The following is a 17,511-nucleotide window of genomic DNA, read 5'->3' as shown; positions in this document are numbered from 1 at the left end:
TTCGGACTGAGCTTGTCGAAGTTCGGTGGCACGACCCTTCGATACTTCGACAAGCCTCAGGGTGAACGGAAACCGGGAATTTATTAATAGTCAACTCCTAAGTCAGTGCCATTGGTCCAGAAATGATTTTACATAATTTTTATAACCTACCTCAGAGAACCCATTCGCTACTAAAATACTCTGAAAAAAATTCCAATCATGCCAAGCTGTAGTTATTTCTCCATTTAATTGCAGAGATACTTCAACTACTGCCTCTTCATCAGAGTCAAGTAGATCATCTTCCGCTTCAAATAAATTATCGTATATATATGGTCCATAATTGCCGAAAACAAAAGACTGGCCACAAGCTGTAACAATTTCAAGCAAGTAAAAACTCATGATTCTTAATGTTAAGAAGATATTTATAGAATTAAGGATCAAAGTATAGTACTTAACTTTTATGATGCTGAATAAAAACTCAGCAGTACTACTCACGAATCAGCCTGCTGTTCTTGCCGTATAACTCTTCAAGCTTAGAAGTCATTGACTGCCCATAGTGGAATTCCCGGTGACAATTTGGACAAAGGGCTATTGCATTCGTAACCGTATCAGACCCACCATCTGCCAAATGTTTTAAATGATGTACTTCTAAAAATGGTTCACCTTCAGCAGTTAGGAATGGTGCGTTATTGTCGCAGCTCTCACAACGCCCAGCAGCTTCCTTTAAAACCCAAGCTTTGACTCTAGGATCTCGTTGATATTTTATGGTAAAACGCTCCCTTTTTGAGAGTGAGTTTCTTATGAAGCCGTACCAAATAAACTTTGGTGATGATTATTCGCTCGGGATCCGCATTCCTGAGTATTTTGTTGATTAGTCCTACCGTAATGATGCGGGCCCTTTGTTTGCCTATGTGAATAGCTGCAAACTTCTGAAAATCTGTATTCTTCCAGAGGCGCCGGAGGAGCGTGAAATTAAAGGAGGCTTGCGTTATACGCTGATGGAAATGAAAACTGCTCCAGATGATGATGACCAAGAGTTCGTTGATGTCATTTTTGAAACAGAATCTTCCGAGGATTCTAAGCAGCTGGTCTATGATGAAAGTTGTCTGAAAAAAATCATAGCATAGCTGGGAGGTTGCTCCTTTATTTATTCAGTGCCAGAAGTGTAAAATTGATCACATATCCTGTATGTGCGTTATTTGCTGATCAGAGAAAATTTCATTATAAGTTTGCATAAGGTATTCATCCCTTGACTTTGAGCGTATAGCACACTCCCAGACAATAATGATTCTCCAGCCTTTCTCTATCAGGGTTGCAATAACAAACCGGTCTCGTTTTACATTGGCTTCAAATTTTTTGTTCCAGAAATCACAGTGGGTTTTCGGGGTGTAAGCCAAGCGGCATTTTTCATGCCTGTGCCAGAAGCATCCATGTACGAAAATTACTGTTTTGAATCTTGGCAGTACAATGTCGGGTTTTCCTGGGAGCTGCTTATCATGAATTCTGTATCGAAGGCCTTTTGCATGAAGATACTTCCTGATAATCATCTCTGGCTTAGTATCTTTGCTTTTGATTTTTGCCATATTTCGGGATCGGGAAAGACTAACCAGTATATCTACCATTTCCACGTTACCTCTAACCTGGTATCCTGGCGGTTACGATTTTTGAGTTATGGACTGACATGCATCAGAAAATACCATTTGTGGATATTTTTGCAGGGCCTGGCGGATTGAGTGAAGGTTTTTCTTCATACACTCTTTCATCAGGCTATTGCGGTGATATTTATCCTTTCAAAAGTATACTCTCCGCTGAGAAAGAAGAGTCAGCATTTACCACGTTGAGGTTGAGAGCTTTCCTGCGCTGGTTTGTTTACACATTGAAACGACCTGCTCCGCCCAGGGTGTACATTGATTATGTGGCTGACAGATCCAGTGGTGTCCGTCAGTCATCTTCACTGGTTCTTCATAGTGTTCTGCATGCTGATATTCCAAAAGCCGACAGTGTTCAGATGTTTGAGAACGTTATTGCATCCAGCCTCAATGAAGATTGGCAAGTTTTTGCCTCTGAATATTCTGAAGAGTTAAGCGATATTCTGGATGCGGCCCTTTACGCGAGAAATGACGTCCTGCAGTTTGAGCTGGGTGGAGATGAGGTGCCAGGAAAATCAGGCAACATCAGTCCTGTTATTCGTGATGCAATGGAAGGGTTTTACCGTAAGTCGGGCGCTGAAAGTGAGTTTATTCTGGTCGGTGGTCCTCCATGTCAGGCTTATTCTAATGCAGGTCGTTCAAGGCGAAGCAGGAATGATTTGAAACAGTACGTCTGTAATGAGACGGGGCAATACATTTTTGATAAAGACCCCAGGGCAACTCTTTATAAAGAATATCTGAGGGTTCTGGAGGCTAATAAACCGGCATTTTTTGTTATGGAGAATGTCCGGGGGATGCTGTCTGCTCAGTTTACCAATGAAGACGGAACGAAAGAGCCTGTATGGAAACGAGTGGTTTCTGAACTCCATGACCCTGCACTGGCGCTCGGTAAGGGTGTGCACTCCAATACCGGAAGGAAGTATGTGATTGCCTCTCTGGCTGCCGGGAGTGAATGTTATTATGCAGGGGATAAGTGCCAGCTGGATACACTGGATCCTAAGAGGTTTATTCTGAGAGCATCCGATTATGGTGTTCCTCAGCACAGGGACAGGGTGATTCTTCTTGGGATAAGATTGGATCTGTTGAAAGATGTCTCTATGGAGGTTGTGCTTCAGGGTATAAAGCTACCCACTGACATCCCGAAAAATGTGAGTGTAGGAACAGCAATAAGTGATTTGCAGCCCCTGTTCAGCACATTGAGCTCTATCAGTACAGATATACGTCGTCGTAAAAGTGTGCCATCAGCCAAAGCTGAGTCAGAGTGGAAAAAAAACATACATATTCTGATTGGAGATGTTGTTCACGCTCTGGACAGGCATTTATCCACTATGGATGTGCCTGAAGGCGAATGGGATGAACAGTTGCAGCAGTGCCTCACTGCAATCCGGTGCAAATTTGAACCTGAGGATCTTCTGCAGGGTGATGGGGCTGAGCCATTCATTGATAGTCTTTTTAACGCGAGGATCAGAACAGTGCTGAAGGATGTTGATAACATCATTCGAAGCATCGTGGCTAAACTTGACTCTCTTGAAGAGTTGGGTGAGCACTACCAGTGGGATAATGATCAGCCAGATTCAGAGGCTCTCAAATCCTGGTATAATAACAAGTCGGATGGCCTTCCTGTGCTGAACCATTTTCCCCGTGGTCATATGGATACCGACCTGGCTCGTTACGCTTATGCAGCCTGTTATGCAAAGGTGTATAAAGAGCTTGAACAGGAGTTTGTCAAAGGGATTCCGGGCTGGGTTCTGGAAAAGGCCCGTGTAAAAAATGTGAAAGACTTCCTGAAAAAAGAAGCTGGAATTTATGACAGGATATCCATCAAACAGTTAAAGCAGGTAGAGCTTGATCCGGATCATCAAAATACTCAGTCATTTGTTGACAGGTTTAAGGTTCAGAGAGCTGAAAGCCCTTCAACGACTGTGACCTGCCATTTATCAAAGGATGGTCACTATTATATCCATCCCGATCCTGTTCAGTGTCGAAGTCTTACTGTCAGAGAGGCTGCCCGGCTTCAGACTTTTCCTGATAATTATTTCTTTGAAGGGGGAGCTACTCAGCAGAGAACCCAGGTAGGAAACGCAGTCCCGCCATTACTGGCGCATCATATTTCAAACGTCGTATGTAAATTGTGGCAGCGTCTGGTTGTTCCAGACTGATGAAGCCTGTCCTGCCGGGGTGATAATCCAGCAGTTTTTTTGATATGCGTCATGTAATCAATATGATCAGGTGATATACGCAATTTAATTATAAACCATGTTCGTTATAATGCTCTGCAATATATACTTTTGTCAGAGCATTATGTCAGATTTGTCCATGGACTCTCTGAGTCGCAGTCAATGTGAGCGGTTGGCGTTTATTGATTTCAGATTATATTTTCTTGGTGAACTCAGGCGCTCTGACATATCTGAAAAATTTGGTGTGGGGCCAGCTGGTGCTACAAGGGATATAGCGCTTTATCGTAAGTACGCAGCAGACAATCTTGTTTTTGATCAGACAAAAAAAATATATCGCTCATCTATCGTCTTCAGCCCTATCTTCAGTCACTCGCTGCAAAGAGCCCTAGGTGCTCTTACTGAAGGTTTTGGTGATATCGTCAGCAGCCTTCCTCCTCAGATAAACTGTACCATCCCGGCTTTCCTTAATGATTTTGATATAGACAACCTGTCTACAGTGACAAGGGCGATCAAGACCGGGAAGGTCATCCAGATAAGATACCTGTCAAAGAGCAGTGGCTGGTCTGAAAGAGAAATAATACCTTCGGCCCTGGTTAACAGTGGCAAACGCTGGCATGTCAGAGCGTATGATCGAAAAAGATCTGAGTTCCTGGATTTTGTTCTTTCGCGTATCTCTGAATCCAGATTGCTGGAAGACTGCTCTGCCCGACATGAAACCATTGAGAATGATGATCAGTGGAATAGATGGGTAGAGCTTCACCTGGTTCCGCATCCGGGGCAGAAGTGTAAAGAAGCGATAGTGATGGACTATGGCATTACCGGTAAATCATTGAGGATTAAGCTTCGTGCGGCAGTTGCCGGTTATTACCTCCGGTTCTGGAATGTTGACTGTACGATGGATTATAGCCTTGGTGGGTTAGAGTATGATCTGTGGCTTAGCAATCCACTGGAGCTTTATGGCGTAAAAAATGCGCTGATTGCACCAGGGTATGTTGTTCAGGTAAGTCAGGTATGAAAGCTATAAATAAAAGTACAAAGGGGAATTTCAGTCGTCTGTTAAAACTTGCGGTACTGACTGGTGTTGATAAGGCTGTTCAGGTTCATCTTAAATCCAAAGCGTCAGTGAACGTACAGGACAGTGATGGCACCACGCCTCTGATCCTTGCGGCGCAAAAAGGGCACTTCAAAATCTGCAGGCTGCTGCTTGAGAATGGTGCTGATCCTGAGCTGCCAGATTACAGTGGTAAGAAGGCTCAGGATTACGCAGTAGAAAAAAAATATCAGAATCTTGTGAATCTGCTTACTGAGTATATGAAGCCCCATTTGGAAGTGGAGCTTCTGCCCTCAAATGACAAAAATCTGAAAGACCTGTCTGGCATTAACGGCCACCTTGCGGCTGACAGAAGCGGCGTGAATACGCCCAGCTCAGAAACAGCCATATCCGGTAATGATTCAATTGCAAGAATTGATAATGCTATCAGTCAGGAGAACTCCGGAAAGCAGACAACTGTCTTGGAAACCTTTTCAGAAAGACGGAATGATACACCGGAAAATAGCTTTCCCCCTGAGAGCTCAGTGGAAGATACAGCCATTTTGGCTGAAGCGGCTGGTTCTATTGATGAGACAGACAATAGCATTACCGAAAGTACGGAGCTTACCGGGAATGGCTTTGAATTCAGTGATGATTTTGCTGCTGACAGCTGGACGATAGAAGATATTGAGCCAGACATCTCTCCCAATAATGATAAGGGAAGAGAAACACTATCTGTTGGTGAAAAACATGAACAGAGTGAGCGGATAGTTTGTCCAGAAGGGTGTGACCATGTTCATGATGTAACGCAGCCAGAACATAAGGACTCTTGCGCTACGCATATTTTTGCCGGTAATGAAGCCTCATTCAGCGAAGAGGAGGATCTTGGTGGCTGGGAGATAGCCAGTGAAGATATTCCTCCACAGGAAGACAGTGGCAGTAAAGATCAGGCTGGTGAAATACAGTCACGGATAACAAAACATATTCCGATTGATTCTGGAGAAGACTGGTCGGACATTGTTATTGAGCTGCCAGAATTTTCGGATAACCCTGATCTTGAACTTTTCAGGAAAAAGTGGGTTTTTGAGGGGTTCAGCAAGCTCTTTGAAGCGGGTTCTCGTGCGGGTACTTTGTCGGAAAGTTTTGTGACCGATTATGTTACTGATCTGTATGCAGATCCGATATTAAAAAGTTCCCGTGCCTCTCAATTATCCAAACCAAGTAATTTGTCAAAAGTCCTGCAGAATGATGCTTTATATGAGCAGTTTGACAGTCGGCTGGAAGAAAAGGTTTTCTATATCCGGCAAGTGCTGGAAAGTTATGGCTTCCTGATAGACAGCCATACGTTTGATGGGGAGCCTGTTTCTGACAGTGGCTATGAAGATAATGATGCTGCTTCCATTGATGAGGCAATGCTTCTGCTTGATGACCTTCTTTATGCCAGGGATGAGCCCATGGGCTACTACTACGCCAGCCTTCCCGGTAAAGAGCTCCTTACCCGGGAGCAGGAAGTAGAGAATGGCAGGCGCAGAGAAGCAGCCCGGATCGCCATCATGGAGGCATTGTCTGAAGTGCCGTTTATCTGTGAGCTTTTTGCACATCTCTGCCTGGAAGCACTTCGAGAGGATAACCCTGAACAGCCCCTTCAGAAAGTTGTTGCTGAGCTGCACGTCGTCTCAGATGAGGACAGCATTGAGGAAAGGGTTACTGGCCCTCTGTTCGCGGATGAACAGGAAGATGATGATGAGCTGGAGGAACCTGGTGAGGAATACCCGTATAAGGCAATTATTGAAGTTCTTGAAGTTTTCCTCGATGCACCTGGTTCATCAGATCAACCGGCTGTACAAGATGCGTTCAAGAGTCTTGTCCTCACTGAGGATGCACTGAACGTATTGGTTAAAGCGCTGTACCAGTCAATTGATAAGGTCAGCAAGATCAAAAAATCTCTGATCAATCTTTATACCCGGAAAATCAGGATTCCACGTACGGCTGCGGTGATTGCTGCAGGTCAAAACCCGGGCAGCGAACTGAACCATCAACTTAAAGCTGAGTATCCGCTTTGTGCAGACAGACTTGACCAGCATGCTGATGAAATCAACCGGTTGCAAGAACAGATACAGAGCGTAAGCCAAAAGACTGGAATTGATTTTCAGAGTCTGCTGGGTATCAGCTCCAAGGTGAAAAAATTGCAGCGTGATATCACTGCTGCACGGGATGAAATGATTACTTTCAACCTCAGGCTGGTGCTTTCTATTGCTAATAAATACAACGGCAGAGGTCTTGATCATGCTGATCTGGTTCAGGAAGGAAACATTGGTTTGATGAAAGCTGTTGAGAAATTTGACTACAGAAGAGGGTTCAAATTCTCAACCTATGCCACCTGGTGGATACGCCAGGCTATTACAAGGGCAATTGCAGATCAGGCCAGAACTATACGACTGCCTGTTCATATGGTCGAGAGTATCAATAAGCTTGAGCGAGTTAAGAAAACTGAGTTCCAGAAGCTTGGGAGAGAACCGGATTTAAATGAACTGGCAGAACAGCTCGAAATTACTGAAGACAGAGTAATAATACTCCAGAAAATCTCTGACCTAGAGGTAGATAGTAACGAACGGCAGGATGGGTTTGTAGATGCGAGAACAGCTTCACCTGAGGAGGCAGTGATAGAGCAGAACAGAAATCAAAAATTACAAATTGCTTTAAAAACTCTGACGAATAAGGAGCGAAAAATTCTTGAGCTGAGATTCGGTATTGGTATGAACACAGATTTCACTCTTGAAGAGGTAGGAGGTCAGTTCATTGTCACTCGGGAAAGAGTAAGGCAGATAGAAGCAAAAGCTCTTCGAAAGCTTAGAGCCCCAGCGAGAACGGGGCATTTGAAAGTATTTGTTGATGGTGAACCAGATGAGGTTTTATTAGCTAAGGATGGTAAATGAATAATAGTAACAGAAGGCACGCCCCACCAAAGGCCGGAGCCATGATAGAGGCCCTGAGAGGTCTTGGCTATACGACAGCATCTGCGCTTGCAGACATTATTGACAACAGTATTGCTGCCAGAGCCAGCCGGGTTGATATCAATTTTGTCTGGCAGGAAGAGCAAAGTCGTATAGAAATCCAGGATAATGGCACCGGAATGGATGCCGCTTGTCTCGATAAGGCAATGAGGCTGGGTGAGCTTAACCCTCTGGATGAACGTGAGGAGTCTGATCTTGGTCGTTTTGGTATGGGGCTGAAGACTGCATCCTTCTCCCAATGCCGGAGCCTGACAGTGGCCACAACGCAGAATAATCAGTTTAGCTGCCTGCGCTGGGATCTTGATGTGCTGGTTGAAAGCTCCGGTGATGGCTGGTTTATGCTGGAAGGGCCGTCAGATACAGGGCTACCTCTGGTAGAACCTGTCAAAAATATCGATCACGGAACACTTGTACTCTGGGAAAAGCTGGATCGTATTTTCACAGATGGTTTTAATTCAAATGATTTTCTGGATCTGCTTGACCAGGTTGAACGACATCTGGCGATGGTGTTTCATCGATATCTTGAAGATAAAGGCCAGCGCTTTGAAATTTATATTAATGGCAACAGGGTGAAACCCTGGGATCCATTTATGACTGGCCACCCCGCTAAATCCTGGAACTCACCGCTGGCATCACAGGCAACTCAAGGTGGTACAGTCGATGTTGAGTGTCATGTTTTACCTCATAAAGACAGGTTGACGGATAAAGAGTTTGAGTCAGCAGGTGGACCTGATGGGTGGACTGCACAGCAGGGTTTTTACGTCTATAGAAACCGAAGACTGTTACTTGCTGGCAGCTGGCTCGGTCTGGGCAGAGGCCGTTCCTGGACTAAAGAAGAAGCGCACAGGCTTGCACGCATTCGGCTGGACATTCCCAATACTGTGGACTCAGACTGGAAAATAGATATTCGCAAGGCAACCGCACGTCCTCCGGTCAATATGAGAAAGTGGTTGATGCGCCTGGCGGAAGATACCAGGGCAAGAGCCAGGAAAACTTTTGCATCAAGAGGTCGGCCTGCAAGAACTGGTCACGGCCAGACTGTGGTTCAGGCATGGCGTGCTGACCAGACATCAGGTGGCGTACGTTACAGAGTGGATGACGCACACCCTGCAGTCAGGGCCGTGCTGGATGACGCAGGCTCTCTGTTACCGCAGATTAAAGCCATGCTGAGAATACTGGAAGAAACCATTCCGGTTCAGCCAATATGGCTGGATACGGCAGAAAATAAAGAAACACCACGTACCGGCTTTGATGGTGAAGCTCCATCAGAGGTGGTTGAGGTGTTGACTGTCATGTATCAGAACCTCACTCGTAAAAAAGGCTTCAGTGCTGAAGCTGCAAAAAGCAAACTGCTTCAGACAGAACCTTTTCATGATTACCCTCAGCTGGTCACATCACTGATAGAGTCAGCCTGACAAGGAAAGGAAAATGGCATTAAACCCCACTGAACAGAAAGTCCTCATCTTAGTACAGAATATGCTTGAGGCGGAAAGCCAGGTGACCCCAGCGATTATTCAGGAGCAGATGAATCTTGTTCTGAATATGAAAAAAGAGTGGAGAGCTGACACTGATGAGAGTGCGGTTATTGATGAGCTTATCCGCAGAGCGAGCACATGGGTTGGTGATGATGCATTACTGACCAATGACGAAGGCCATATTGCCTGGCTGAGTCAGGACCGTAAACAGGGCTGGCGCTACTGGCAGCGCTACCGTGAGTACCAGGAGAAAAAACTGTCATGGAATATTGTTGAAGGACTGGATAAGTCAACAGATCAGATTCTTGGCAACCTTGAAGATCCAAAACGTCAGGGATCATGGGATCGAAGAGGGCTGGTTGTTGGGCACGTACAGTCTGGTAAAACGGGCAATTATACAGGTCTGATCTGCAAGGCGGCTGATGCCGGTTACAAAATAATTATTGTGCTTGCCGGCATGCACAATAACCTGCGCTCCCAGACTCAGATACGACTGGACGAAGGCTTTCTGGGTTTCGCGACGAGTGTCATTCAGGATGAGATGCACGTTGTTGGTGTGGGCGAGATTGACAGAGACCCGGCCATGCGACCAAATTTTGCAACCAACCGTTCAGAAAAAGGTGACTTTAACAGCAAGGCAGCAAGGCATCTTGGTATATCACCAGAGGAGCGCCCCTGGCTGTTTGTTGTGAAAAAGAACAAATCGGTTCTGGAGAGGCTGCTGAAGTGGATTCAGGATCATGTGGCAAATACTCAGGATCCTGAGACAGGCAGAAAACTTGTTACCCACCTCCCCCTTGTGATCATAGATGATGAGGCGGACAATGCATCAGTTGATACCGGTGACCAGGCTTATGATGAGTTCGGTAAACCTGACCTTGAGCATGAACCCACAGCAATAAACAGGTTGACCCGAAGAATACTTCATAGCTTTACCCGTAAAGCTTATGTTGGCTATACAGCGACACCATTCGCAAATATTTTCATTCACAACCGTAGTGAGACTGAAAAAGAAGGGCCTGATCTTTTTCCATCAGCCTTTATCGCAAACCTTTCAGCATCATCCAGTTACATCGGTCCTGCAAAAGTTTTTGGTCGTTCTTCTGAAAATGGCAGGGATGGCGGCCTTCCTCTTGTTAAAGTGGTAAATGACCATTGCTCTGAAGATGAAAAATCAGGCTGGATGCCAACCAGACATAAAAATGGTTATTACCCATCAAGTGACCGGAAGCATGGCATACCTGAGTCTCTGAGAGAGTCAGTCGATGCATTTGTGCTTGCCTGTACACTGCGCAGGCTCAGAGGGCAGAAAGATGAGCACTGCTCCATGCTGATACACGTCACTCGATTTACATCCGTTCAGGGACATGTGAAAGATCAGGTGGCCGCTTATGTGGACTGGCTCAAGAAGCGCCTGGTACGACGGATTGATCATGACGCAGTGATTAATCAACTTCGACTGCTCTGGGAAAGTGATTTTCTGACAACAACAGAAACCACTCACTCCATGCACCCTGATATGGTCGATGAAAATACGCTGACATGGTTACAGGTAGAAGCAGAGCTTGCGGATGCTATCTCAGAGATTGAAGTCAGAGCTATCAACGGTTTTGCAAAAGAAGCGCTTGACTATGCGGACAGTGCCGTAGGTTTGAAAGTCATTGCCATTGGCGGTGATAAACTTGCTCGGGGACTCACTCTGGAAGGGCTTTGTGTCAGTTACTTCCTCCGGGCATCCAGAATGTATGACACTCTGATGCAGATGGGGCGCTGGTTTGGATATCGCCCGGGATATCTTGATCTGTGCAGGCTGTATACAACCATTGATCTTATTGAGTGGTTTGAACATATTGCTGATGCATCAGAAGAACTGCGCGAAGAGTTTGACCTGATGACTGCAAGTGGAGCGACTCCAAAGGAATATGGACTGAAGGTAGCTTCGCATCCTGTCCTGATGGTTACCTCCCGATTAAAAATGAGGAATGCTCAAAGCCTTTACCTCTCCTTCAGTGGGCAATCTGTTGAAACAGTCTCTCTTCTAAAAGATTTAAACTCTCTGGAGTCAAACCTGAAGGCCTTTGACAGCCTCACAGCTCGCCTGGGTAAACCTGAGCAGATTCCAGACAGAAACCGGAATGGCAATAAGAAGTCCGGTAATGGTATTCAGTGGTCCAATGTGCCTGCAGATGATGTTATTCAGTTTTTAAGCGAATACAAAACTCACCCTGGTGCCACGAAAGTCAACAGCAGGCTGCTTTCAGACTTTATTCAGAACATGACCAGAGAGCACGAACTGGCATCATGGACAGTAGCTGTGATTAATGGTGGTCAAAAGAGGAATTACTCAATTAATGAGTCCAGTACTGTTCGGCTGGTAAAACGTACACCTAAAACGATTACTGAGGATCGCTATTCTATTGGAAGACTCCTGTCGCCAGCGGATGAAGCACTTGATCTTGACGACGATGCCTGGAGTGCAGCGCTGACGGAAACCCGGAATAGCTGGAAGAATGATCCTGCCCGGTCGGAAGGTGCTGAAGGTGAGCCGCCAAAGGAGCCTAATGGTCCTGCTCTGCGAAAAATCAGAGGTTTTGGTGCCGGTCATATAGCCGGCCACCCTGAACGGGGGCTTCTGCTTATCTACCTGCTGAGCCCTGAGGGCGTTGATGAGAGTTATGATGAGAATACTCCACCAATAGTGTCTTTTGGTATCAGCTTCCCCGGAAGTCACAGCGGCACAAAGGTTAAGTATGAAGTGAACAACGTGCTTTGGGAGCAGGAATATGACCCTTCATATTGATGATGAGATCCTTGCTTCCTGGAAGGCATTAAACAATCCGGGTTCAGGTACTGGCTGGCAGGCTGTACCGGTAACCTCTCCGGGGGATTGCCGCATTATGGCTGCCCGCCACTTTCCGGAAAATGATGAAGCACTGCTGATTGGCTTTAATCTGGAAAGTCAGCCATCGTCCACGCAGCTACCTGAGGGCAAAGGTTTTCGGGTAGAAAAAATACGTGATGAGCGCCTTGGTAAAGGACTGACATGGATAGGCCTTATAAGACTGAAGTCCGGTAGCCTTGAGATATTTCTTACCATGGTCAGGGATGTTCTGACCATGGTGGGTAAAAAGTCAGGTATGCCTCCGGCAACGCTGTTCAGCGCATTTATTGGACGAATAAGAGCCTGGCAGGAATTTATGATCAAACCCCGGGCAGCACTCGGACCAGAAGCCGAGGTTGGTCTTTTTGGTGAGTTGATTTTCCTGAAACAGCTGACAGACTCCGGTCTTAGCACATTTAATGCTGTTGAGTCATGGTATGGGCCACTGGATGGATTGCAGGATTTTATGCTTGGCCATGGAGCTGTTGAAGTAAAAGCGACTCTGGCTGAGAAGGGCTTTCCCGCAAAAATTCATTCCCTCGAACAGCTGGATGACTCCGTAGTGCAACCCATTTTTCTTGGGGCAGTCCGCCTGAGTAGAAATCCTTCCGGATGGACGCTTTCGGAGTTGATTGGTGTTATCAGGGAGCTAATGTCCCAGGACAGACAAGCCTTATCAGAATTTGATAATCGGCTGTTGAGAGCAGGTTACCTGGACTCACACAGTGAGCATTATATCAGGCAGTTTTCAGTGACAGAGATCAGAAACCTGTTAGTTGGCGAAGAACTCCCCAGAATGACTCCGGGTACTGTTCCGACAGGAATCAGGTCCGCCAGGTATGAAATTGACATCGATCAGACGGCATCTAATGAAGTGCCTGTAGCTGAGATGTACAGACAGTTAGGTATTATTTGAAATGGAATTAGTAGAATTTTTAAGACAGACGCAGGCAGAAGTTCAAGAACTGCTGAATGAACGAATGGATATGCCGGATGAGCCATATCCATTTCCGGAGTCTGTTTTCACGGAAGTCATGATGCAGCATATGTCTGACATTGGCATGACATTCGAGCCAGTGGTGTGCCACTTTGATGCAAGAGTCAGTAATGCAAATGTCAGGCTCAGTGGGTATGCACTGTCTGATGAAGTTGATCAACTGGATATGTTTGTCAGCCTGTATAATGGTTCAGGAGAACTTCAGTCGTTGCCTCTGTCTGAAGCAACAAAGGCGGCGGATTATTGTCTGCGCTTTTTAACGATGTGTGCGGAAAAGAAACTGTCTGGGAAAATGGATGAATCCAGCGAGGCTTATGAGTTTGCTACAACCGTTGAAGCAGCTTACCCGAGTCTCGACCAGGTTCGAGTTTACGTGCTTACAGACCGCGTACTGAATGCAAAATCAAAGCAATTCCAATCCAGAGAGATTCAGGGCAAGACGATTAAGCTGGAGGTAATGGATATTGAGCGGTTGTATAGGCATACATCCGCTGGCAAGCCCAGAGATGAACTGGTTGTAAACTTTGAAGAAGTTGCTGGTGAAGCTTTGCCCTGTGTGTGGGTACCGGGGCAAATGACTGAGTATGATTATGCCATGACGGTCATTCCTGGCGAGGCACTGCGCTTTATCTATGAAAAATATGGCCAGAGAATTCTGGAGGCAAATGTTCGTTCATTCCTCCAGGTGACGGGCAAGGTCAATAAAGGGATCAGGGATACCCTGAAAGAAAATCCTGAACGCTTTATGGCTTACAATAATGGCTTGGTTATTGTTGCAGACGAAGCGCATTTAGGTAAGACATCGGATGGTGGCCCCGGGATCACTTGGCTGAAGGGGATGCAGATTGTAAATGGTGGTCAGACAACGGCTTCGCTTTACTTCACTAAGAAGAAAGATAAAGGTGTAGATCTTTCCAGTGTTAGAGTTCCAGCAAAACTTATTGTATTGCGATCTTCTGATTCTGACAGTGAAGACTCGCTGGTTCGAAATATTTCCAAGTATGCGAATAGCCAGAATAAGGTAAATGACTCAGATTTGGAGGCCCATCATGAACTGCATAAGCAGTTAGAGCATTATGCTAATACTACTTATTGCCCGGATGGCGTCAGTCGCTGGTTTTATGAGCGTTCTGCAGGCAGTTATCGAACTCTGTTGATACGTGAAGGCAACACACCTGCGAAAAAGAAGGCCCTTCAAAAAGCTATCCCTACATCCAGAAAAGTAACCAAGCCGGATATGGCTAAGTTTCTGAACATTTGGGATCAAAAACCTGCTGTAGTCTCTCAGGGAGCACAGAAGAATTTCTTGAAATTTATGGCGACATTGCCTGAGTTTTGCTGGGAATCTGGTGAAGAAACTCCGACCCTTGCTGACTTTAAGAGAGTGATTGCTAAAGGGATCTTGTTTAAAGCAGCCACTAAGCTGATCAGGCCAAAATTTCAGGCATTTCAGGCAAACATCACAGCCTATACCCTGGCTCTGGTGTCCTTAAAGCTGGGCGATAGAATGAATCTGGATATGATCTGGAATAACCAGGATATTTCAAACCATCTGAAAGAGCAGATCTCAACCTGGTCAGTTGAAGTTCAAAAGTACCTGCACAGGTCTTCTGCTGGAAGAATGATTTCTGAGTGGGCTAAAAATCCGAAATGCTGGGATTATATTCAGGCGGTTCAATACTCTGATCCTATTGAGGGTATTCCTGAGTGTAATTGACCTGTAAAGCTGGATTCAGCCGTCATTCAGCATCCGTATCAGGAATAAATAAATTTCCTGATACGATCGCCCAAGAATTGAAATAATAGTCAACTACATTTCTTGTAATCCAACCACATGCTTTTCATCTCCATCGACCATTAGCACGTTTAGTAACACAGAGTTAATGGATTTTACTTCAGTGTTACAGTGAGTGTTACATGAAAAGCTGGTTATAGATAAATAATGCTGGACTATATCGGACTAAAAAAGGTGGGATTTTCAGGTTTTTCAAGGGCTTCCAAATCGTCAGCCCTTGGTATTTTTAGTGATTTGGTGGAGGCGGCGGGACTTGAACCCGCGTCCGCCAGCTCTACGCCTTCGGCTCTACATGCTTAGCTTCCGTTATTAAGTTAACGCAGAACGACCCAACGGTCAGGGTGACACTGCGCGATCCTGTGGATTTAACCCACCGGCTCCAGGAAGACCGATGTGGCGATTCTATTTTCGGTAACGATCAATTTCCACCCAATAGACAAGACAGAGTGATCGGGAGAAGGCTGTTATTAGGCAGCCATTGCTCCGTTGTAGCTATTATCGTTAGCAACTATACGTTTGTAGCGTTTTGATTTACGAGAGCCGCTACGCCCTCGACATGCACCTTGGGTTTCGTAACCGTCGTCGAATCCTGATCGCCCCCAGTAACAAAACTTTGTCGTATTTATGCCAAAAGTCGATAGCAAATGCAACTGCGTTTAGTACATAAGTATTTTTACACTACAAAAAAAAAAAATACCATTGTCGTTAAATTTTCCTGAGACAGGAACCGCCTTTTGTATGAGGCACCGAGCCGGGGAACCGATCGCCAGCTGGTTTTATTCACTGCAAAGGATCTGCTCAAGCCCCGAATTCAATAGCCAGGTGAATTGCATTAAGGAAAAGAAGTTGGCGGCACACAGTGGAACCGCGTGCCGGGGGTGATCAGCCGCGGTGCATAACGCGCTGCTTTTCAATATTCCATTCACGCTCTTTGGTGGCTGCACGCTTATCAAACTCTTTCTTACCCCGGGCAAGGGCAATCTGGCATTTGATCAAATGCCTTTTCCAGTAGAGTTTGGTGGCGATACAGGCATGACCTTTTTGCTGGGTTACCGAGAACAGGTTGGCCAGTTCCCTGCGGTGCAGCAGCAGTTTACGGTCACGCAGAGGGTCTGCCACAACATGAGTGGATGCGGTGATCAGTGGTGTGATCTGGGCGCCAATCAACCAGGCTTCGCCATCTTTCAGCAGGACGTAGCTGTCCACCAGCTGGACTTTGCCCTGCCGGAGGCTTTTCACTTCCCAACCGGCGAGGGAAATGCCTGCTTCGAAAGTCTCGTCGATGTGAAAATCGTGACGGGCTTTCTTGTTGACGACAATGGAGGAGTCGCCCTGTTTGCCTTTCTTTGAACTTTTTGCCATGGCGCGGATTATAGGAGCAGCTGAACGTAAAGTCACTAATTCTGGGGGATCCGGACTGGTTTCTACAATAGCGCCGGATCAACAACGGCTTAGGATAGCGAATATTTCTGCATTTGATAACTTGTATATTCAGAAAACTCTATTTTAACCAGTTAAGTGGCAAAAACGATTGAGATGTAGTGTCCAACCTGTACAGTGGCCAGTAAACCTGTCTGATCTTCTGCGCTTTTCCAACTGATAGCTGAAACGGCCATTGTACGATTTAGAAGACTGCTGTGTTGGCAACAACACCTCAACAGTCCCTGACAACTGTCTATTAATCCATAGGCCGGAATGGGTTATCCTATCCGGCCTTTTTGATGAAAGGCTCTTTCTATGCCAAGGATTTCCCGCTCCGCACTGGTCACCTACTCTGCTGAACAGATGTATGATCTGGTCAGCGATATTGAGTCGTACGCAGATTTTCTGCCGGGGTGTGCCAGTGGCCGTATTGACCGTCAGGCAGGCGAACAGCTGGAAGCTACTCTGGAAGTGGGCAAGGCCGGACTGCTTCACAGCTTTTCGACAAGGAACAAAATGATCCCCGGGAGGTCTATTGAGATGCACCTGCTGGAAGGGCCATTTAAACACTTATCCGGTATCTGGACATTTCAGCCGCTCGCCGAGGATGGATGCAAGGTTTCCCTGGAGCTGGAGTTTGAGATGAGTAATAAGCTGACTCAGGCAACACTGGGAGGACTGATCGGCCAGATGATGAATGCCATGGTAGATGCCTTTGGCAAGAGAGCGAAGCAGATTTATGGCTAAGATGTTAATGGATGCCCCTACCATCCAGGTGGAAGTGGCCTATGCCAGAGCCCATGAGCAGAAGATTATTGCGCTGAAAGTCAAAGAAGGAACTACAGTACTCGAAGCTGCCAGAGAATCGGGCATTGTTGATTACTTTCCAGAGATTAATCTGGATGAGGCGAAACTGGGTATCTTTGGCAAGGCTGTATTAAAACCCGGCGAACAGACGCTCAGGGAAGGCGAACGGGTAGAGATTTACCGCCCCTTGATTGCCGATCCCAAAGAGGTTCGCAAACGCAGGGCAGAACAGGCGAAACAGAGTAAATCAGGACAATGAGGAGAGAGGATATTGTTCTGCAGGTT

The 17,511-nt window shown here is 46.1% G+C and carries 14 protein-coding genes and 1 other RNA gene; 10 read left to right on the top strand and 5 right to left on the bottom strand.

Annotated features, from left to right (window positions below; genetic code table 11):
* Positions 1-102 precede the first annotated feature (102 nt).
* Together KDK13_RS02960 and KDK13_RS02955 are read right to left on the bottom strand one after the other, a co-directional pair.
* Positions 103-474, bottom strand: a complete 372-nt coding sequence (locus KDK13_RS02960) for a hypothetical protein (protein ID WP_257283359.1) — start codon at positions 472-474, stop codon at positions 103-105.
* On the bottom strand, positions 467-745 hold the full coding sequence (locus KDK13_RS02955; RefSeq protein WP_257283361.1) for an HNH endonuclease signature motif containing protein: 279 nt from the start codon (positions 743-745) through the stop codon (positions 467-469). Before KDK13_RS02955 ends, KDK13_RS02960 begins: the two co-directional genes overlap by 8 nt.
* Positions 746-878: 133 nt before the next feature.
* Between KDK13_RS02955 and KDK13_RS02950 the strand changes: the two genes are divergently transcribed.
* Positions 879-1,106, top strand: coding sequence for a hypothetical protein (locus KDK13_RS02950; RefSeq protein ID WP_257283357.1), 228 nt, complete (start codon positions 879-881; stop codon positions 1,104-1,106).
* A 48-nt stretch (positions 1,107-1,154) separates the two neighbouring features.
* Here KDK13_RS02950 and KDK13_RS02945 read toward each other — a convergent pair whose 3' ends face one another.
* Complete coding sequence (locus KDK13_RS02945) at positions 1,155-1,601, bottom strand: very short patch repair endonuclease (protein ID WP_257283360.1); 447 nt, start codon at positions 1,599-1,601, stop codon at positions 1,155-1,157.
* A 59-nt stretch (positions 1,602-1,660) separates the two neighbouring features.
* Between KDK13_RS02945 and KDK13_RS02940 the strand changes: the two genes are divergently transcribed.
* The 7 genes from KDK13_RS02940 (at position 1,661) to KDK13_RS02910 (ending at position 14,919) form a co-directional block, all read left to right on the top strand.
* On the top strand, positions 1,661-3,787 hold the full coding sequence (locus tag KDK13_RS02940; protein ID WP_257283355.1) for a DNA cytosine methyltransferase: 2,127 nt from the start codon (positions 1,661-1,663) through the stop codon (positions 3,785-3,787).
* A gap of 157 nt (positions 3,788-3,944) precedes the next feature.
* Positions 3,945-4,820, top strand: coding sequence for a WYL domain-containing protein (locus KDK13_RS02935; RefSeq protein ID WP_257283353.1), 876 nt, complete (start codon positions 3,945-3,947; stop codon positions 4,818-4,820).
* Positions 4,817-7,771 carry a sigma-70 family RNA polymerase sigma factor gene (locus KDK13_RS02930; RefSeq protein WP_257283352.1) on the top strand — a complete coding sequence of 985 codons (2,955 nt, stop codon included), beginning with the start codon at positions 4,817-4,819 and terminating at the stop codon, positions 7,769-7,771. The genes KDK13_RS02935 and KDK13_RS02930 overlap by 4 nt, the downstream gene beginning before the upstream one ends.
* Positions 7,768-9,264, top strand: coding sequence for an ATP-binding protein (locus KDK13_RS02925; protein WP_257283350.1), 1,497 nt, complete (start codon positions 7,768-7,770; stop codon positions 9,262-9,264). The genes KDK13_RS02930 and KDK13_RS02925 overlap by 4 nt, the downstream gene beginning before the upstream one ends.
* Before the next feature lie 13 nt (positions 9,265-9,277).
* Positions 9,278-12,124, top strand: coding sequence for a Z1 domain-containing protein (locus KDK13_RS02920; RefSeq protein ID WP_257283349.1), 2,847 nt, complete (start codon positions 9,278-9,280; stop codon positions 12,122-12,124).
* A complete protein-coding gene (locus KDK13_RS02915) occupies positions 12,108-13,121 on the top strand; it encodes a PD-(D/E)XK motif protein (protein ID WP_257283348.1) in 1,014 nt (337 codons plus the stop codon). Before KDK13_RS02920 ends, KDK13_RS02915 begins: the two co-directional genes overlap by 17 nt.
* 1 nt (position 13,122) lies before the next feature.
* Positions 13,123-14,919, top strand: coding sequence for an AIPR family protein (locus KDK13_RS02910; protein WP_373692198.1), 1,797 nt, complete (start codon positions 13,123-13,125; stop codon positions 14,917-14,919).
* 313 nt (positions 14,920-15,232) lie between these two features.
* On the opposite strand, the gene ssrA is transcribed toward KDK13_RS02910, so the two are convergent.
* Positions 15,233-15,598: a transfer-messenger RNA gene (gene ssrA, locus KDK13_RS02905) on the bottom strand.
* Positions 15,599-15,879: 281 nt separating this feature from the next.
* The gene (gene smpB / locus KDK13_RS02900; protein ID WP_257283346.1) at positions 15,880-16,359 is read right to left on the bottom strand and encodes an SsrA-binding protein SmpB; all 480 of its coding nucleotides are present in this window, start codon (positions 16,357-16,359) and stop codon (positions 15,880-15,882) included.
* A 375-nt stretch (positions 16,360-16,734) separates the two neighbouring features.
* Here smpB and KDK13_RS02895 point away from each other — a divergent pair, with 375 nt between their 5' ends.
* On the top strand, positions 16,735-17,166 hold the full coding sequence (locus KDK13_RS02895) for a type II toxin-antitoxin system RatA family toxin (RefSeq protein WP_257283344.1): 432 nt from the start codon (positions 16,735-16,737) through the stop codon (positions 17,164-17,166).
* Positions 17,159-17,485, top strand: a complete 327-nt coding sequence (locus KDK13_RS02890) for an RnfH family protein (protein WP_257283343.1) — start codon at positions 17,159-17,161, stop codon at positions 17,483-17,485. Before KDK13_RS02895 ends, KDK13_RS02890 begins: the two co-directional genes overlap by 8 nt.
* Positions 17,486-17,511: the final 26 nt, after the last annotated feature.

The organism is Endozoicomonas sp. SESOKO1 (assembly GCF_024606265.1).
GTDB lineage: Bacteria > Pseudomonadota > Gammaproteobacteria > Pseudomonadales > Endozoicomonadaceae > Endozoicomonas.
The sequence above is the reverse complement of the archived record's forward strand: the minus strand, read 5'-3'. Positions and strand labels throughout refer to the sequence as shown.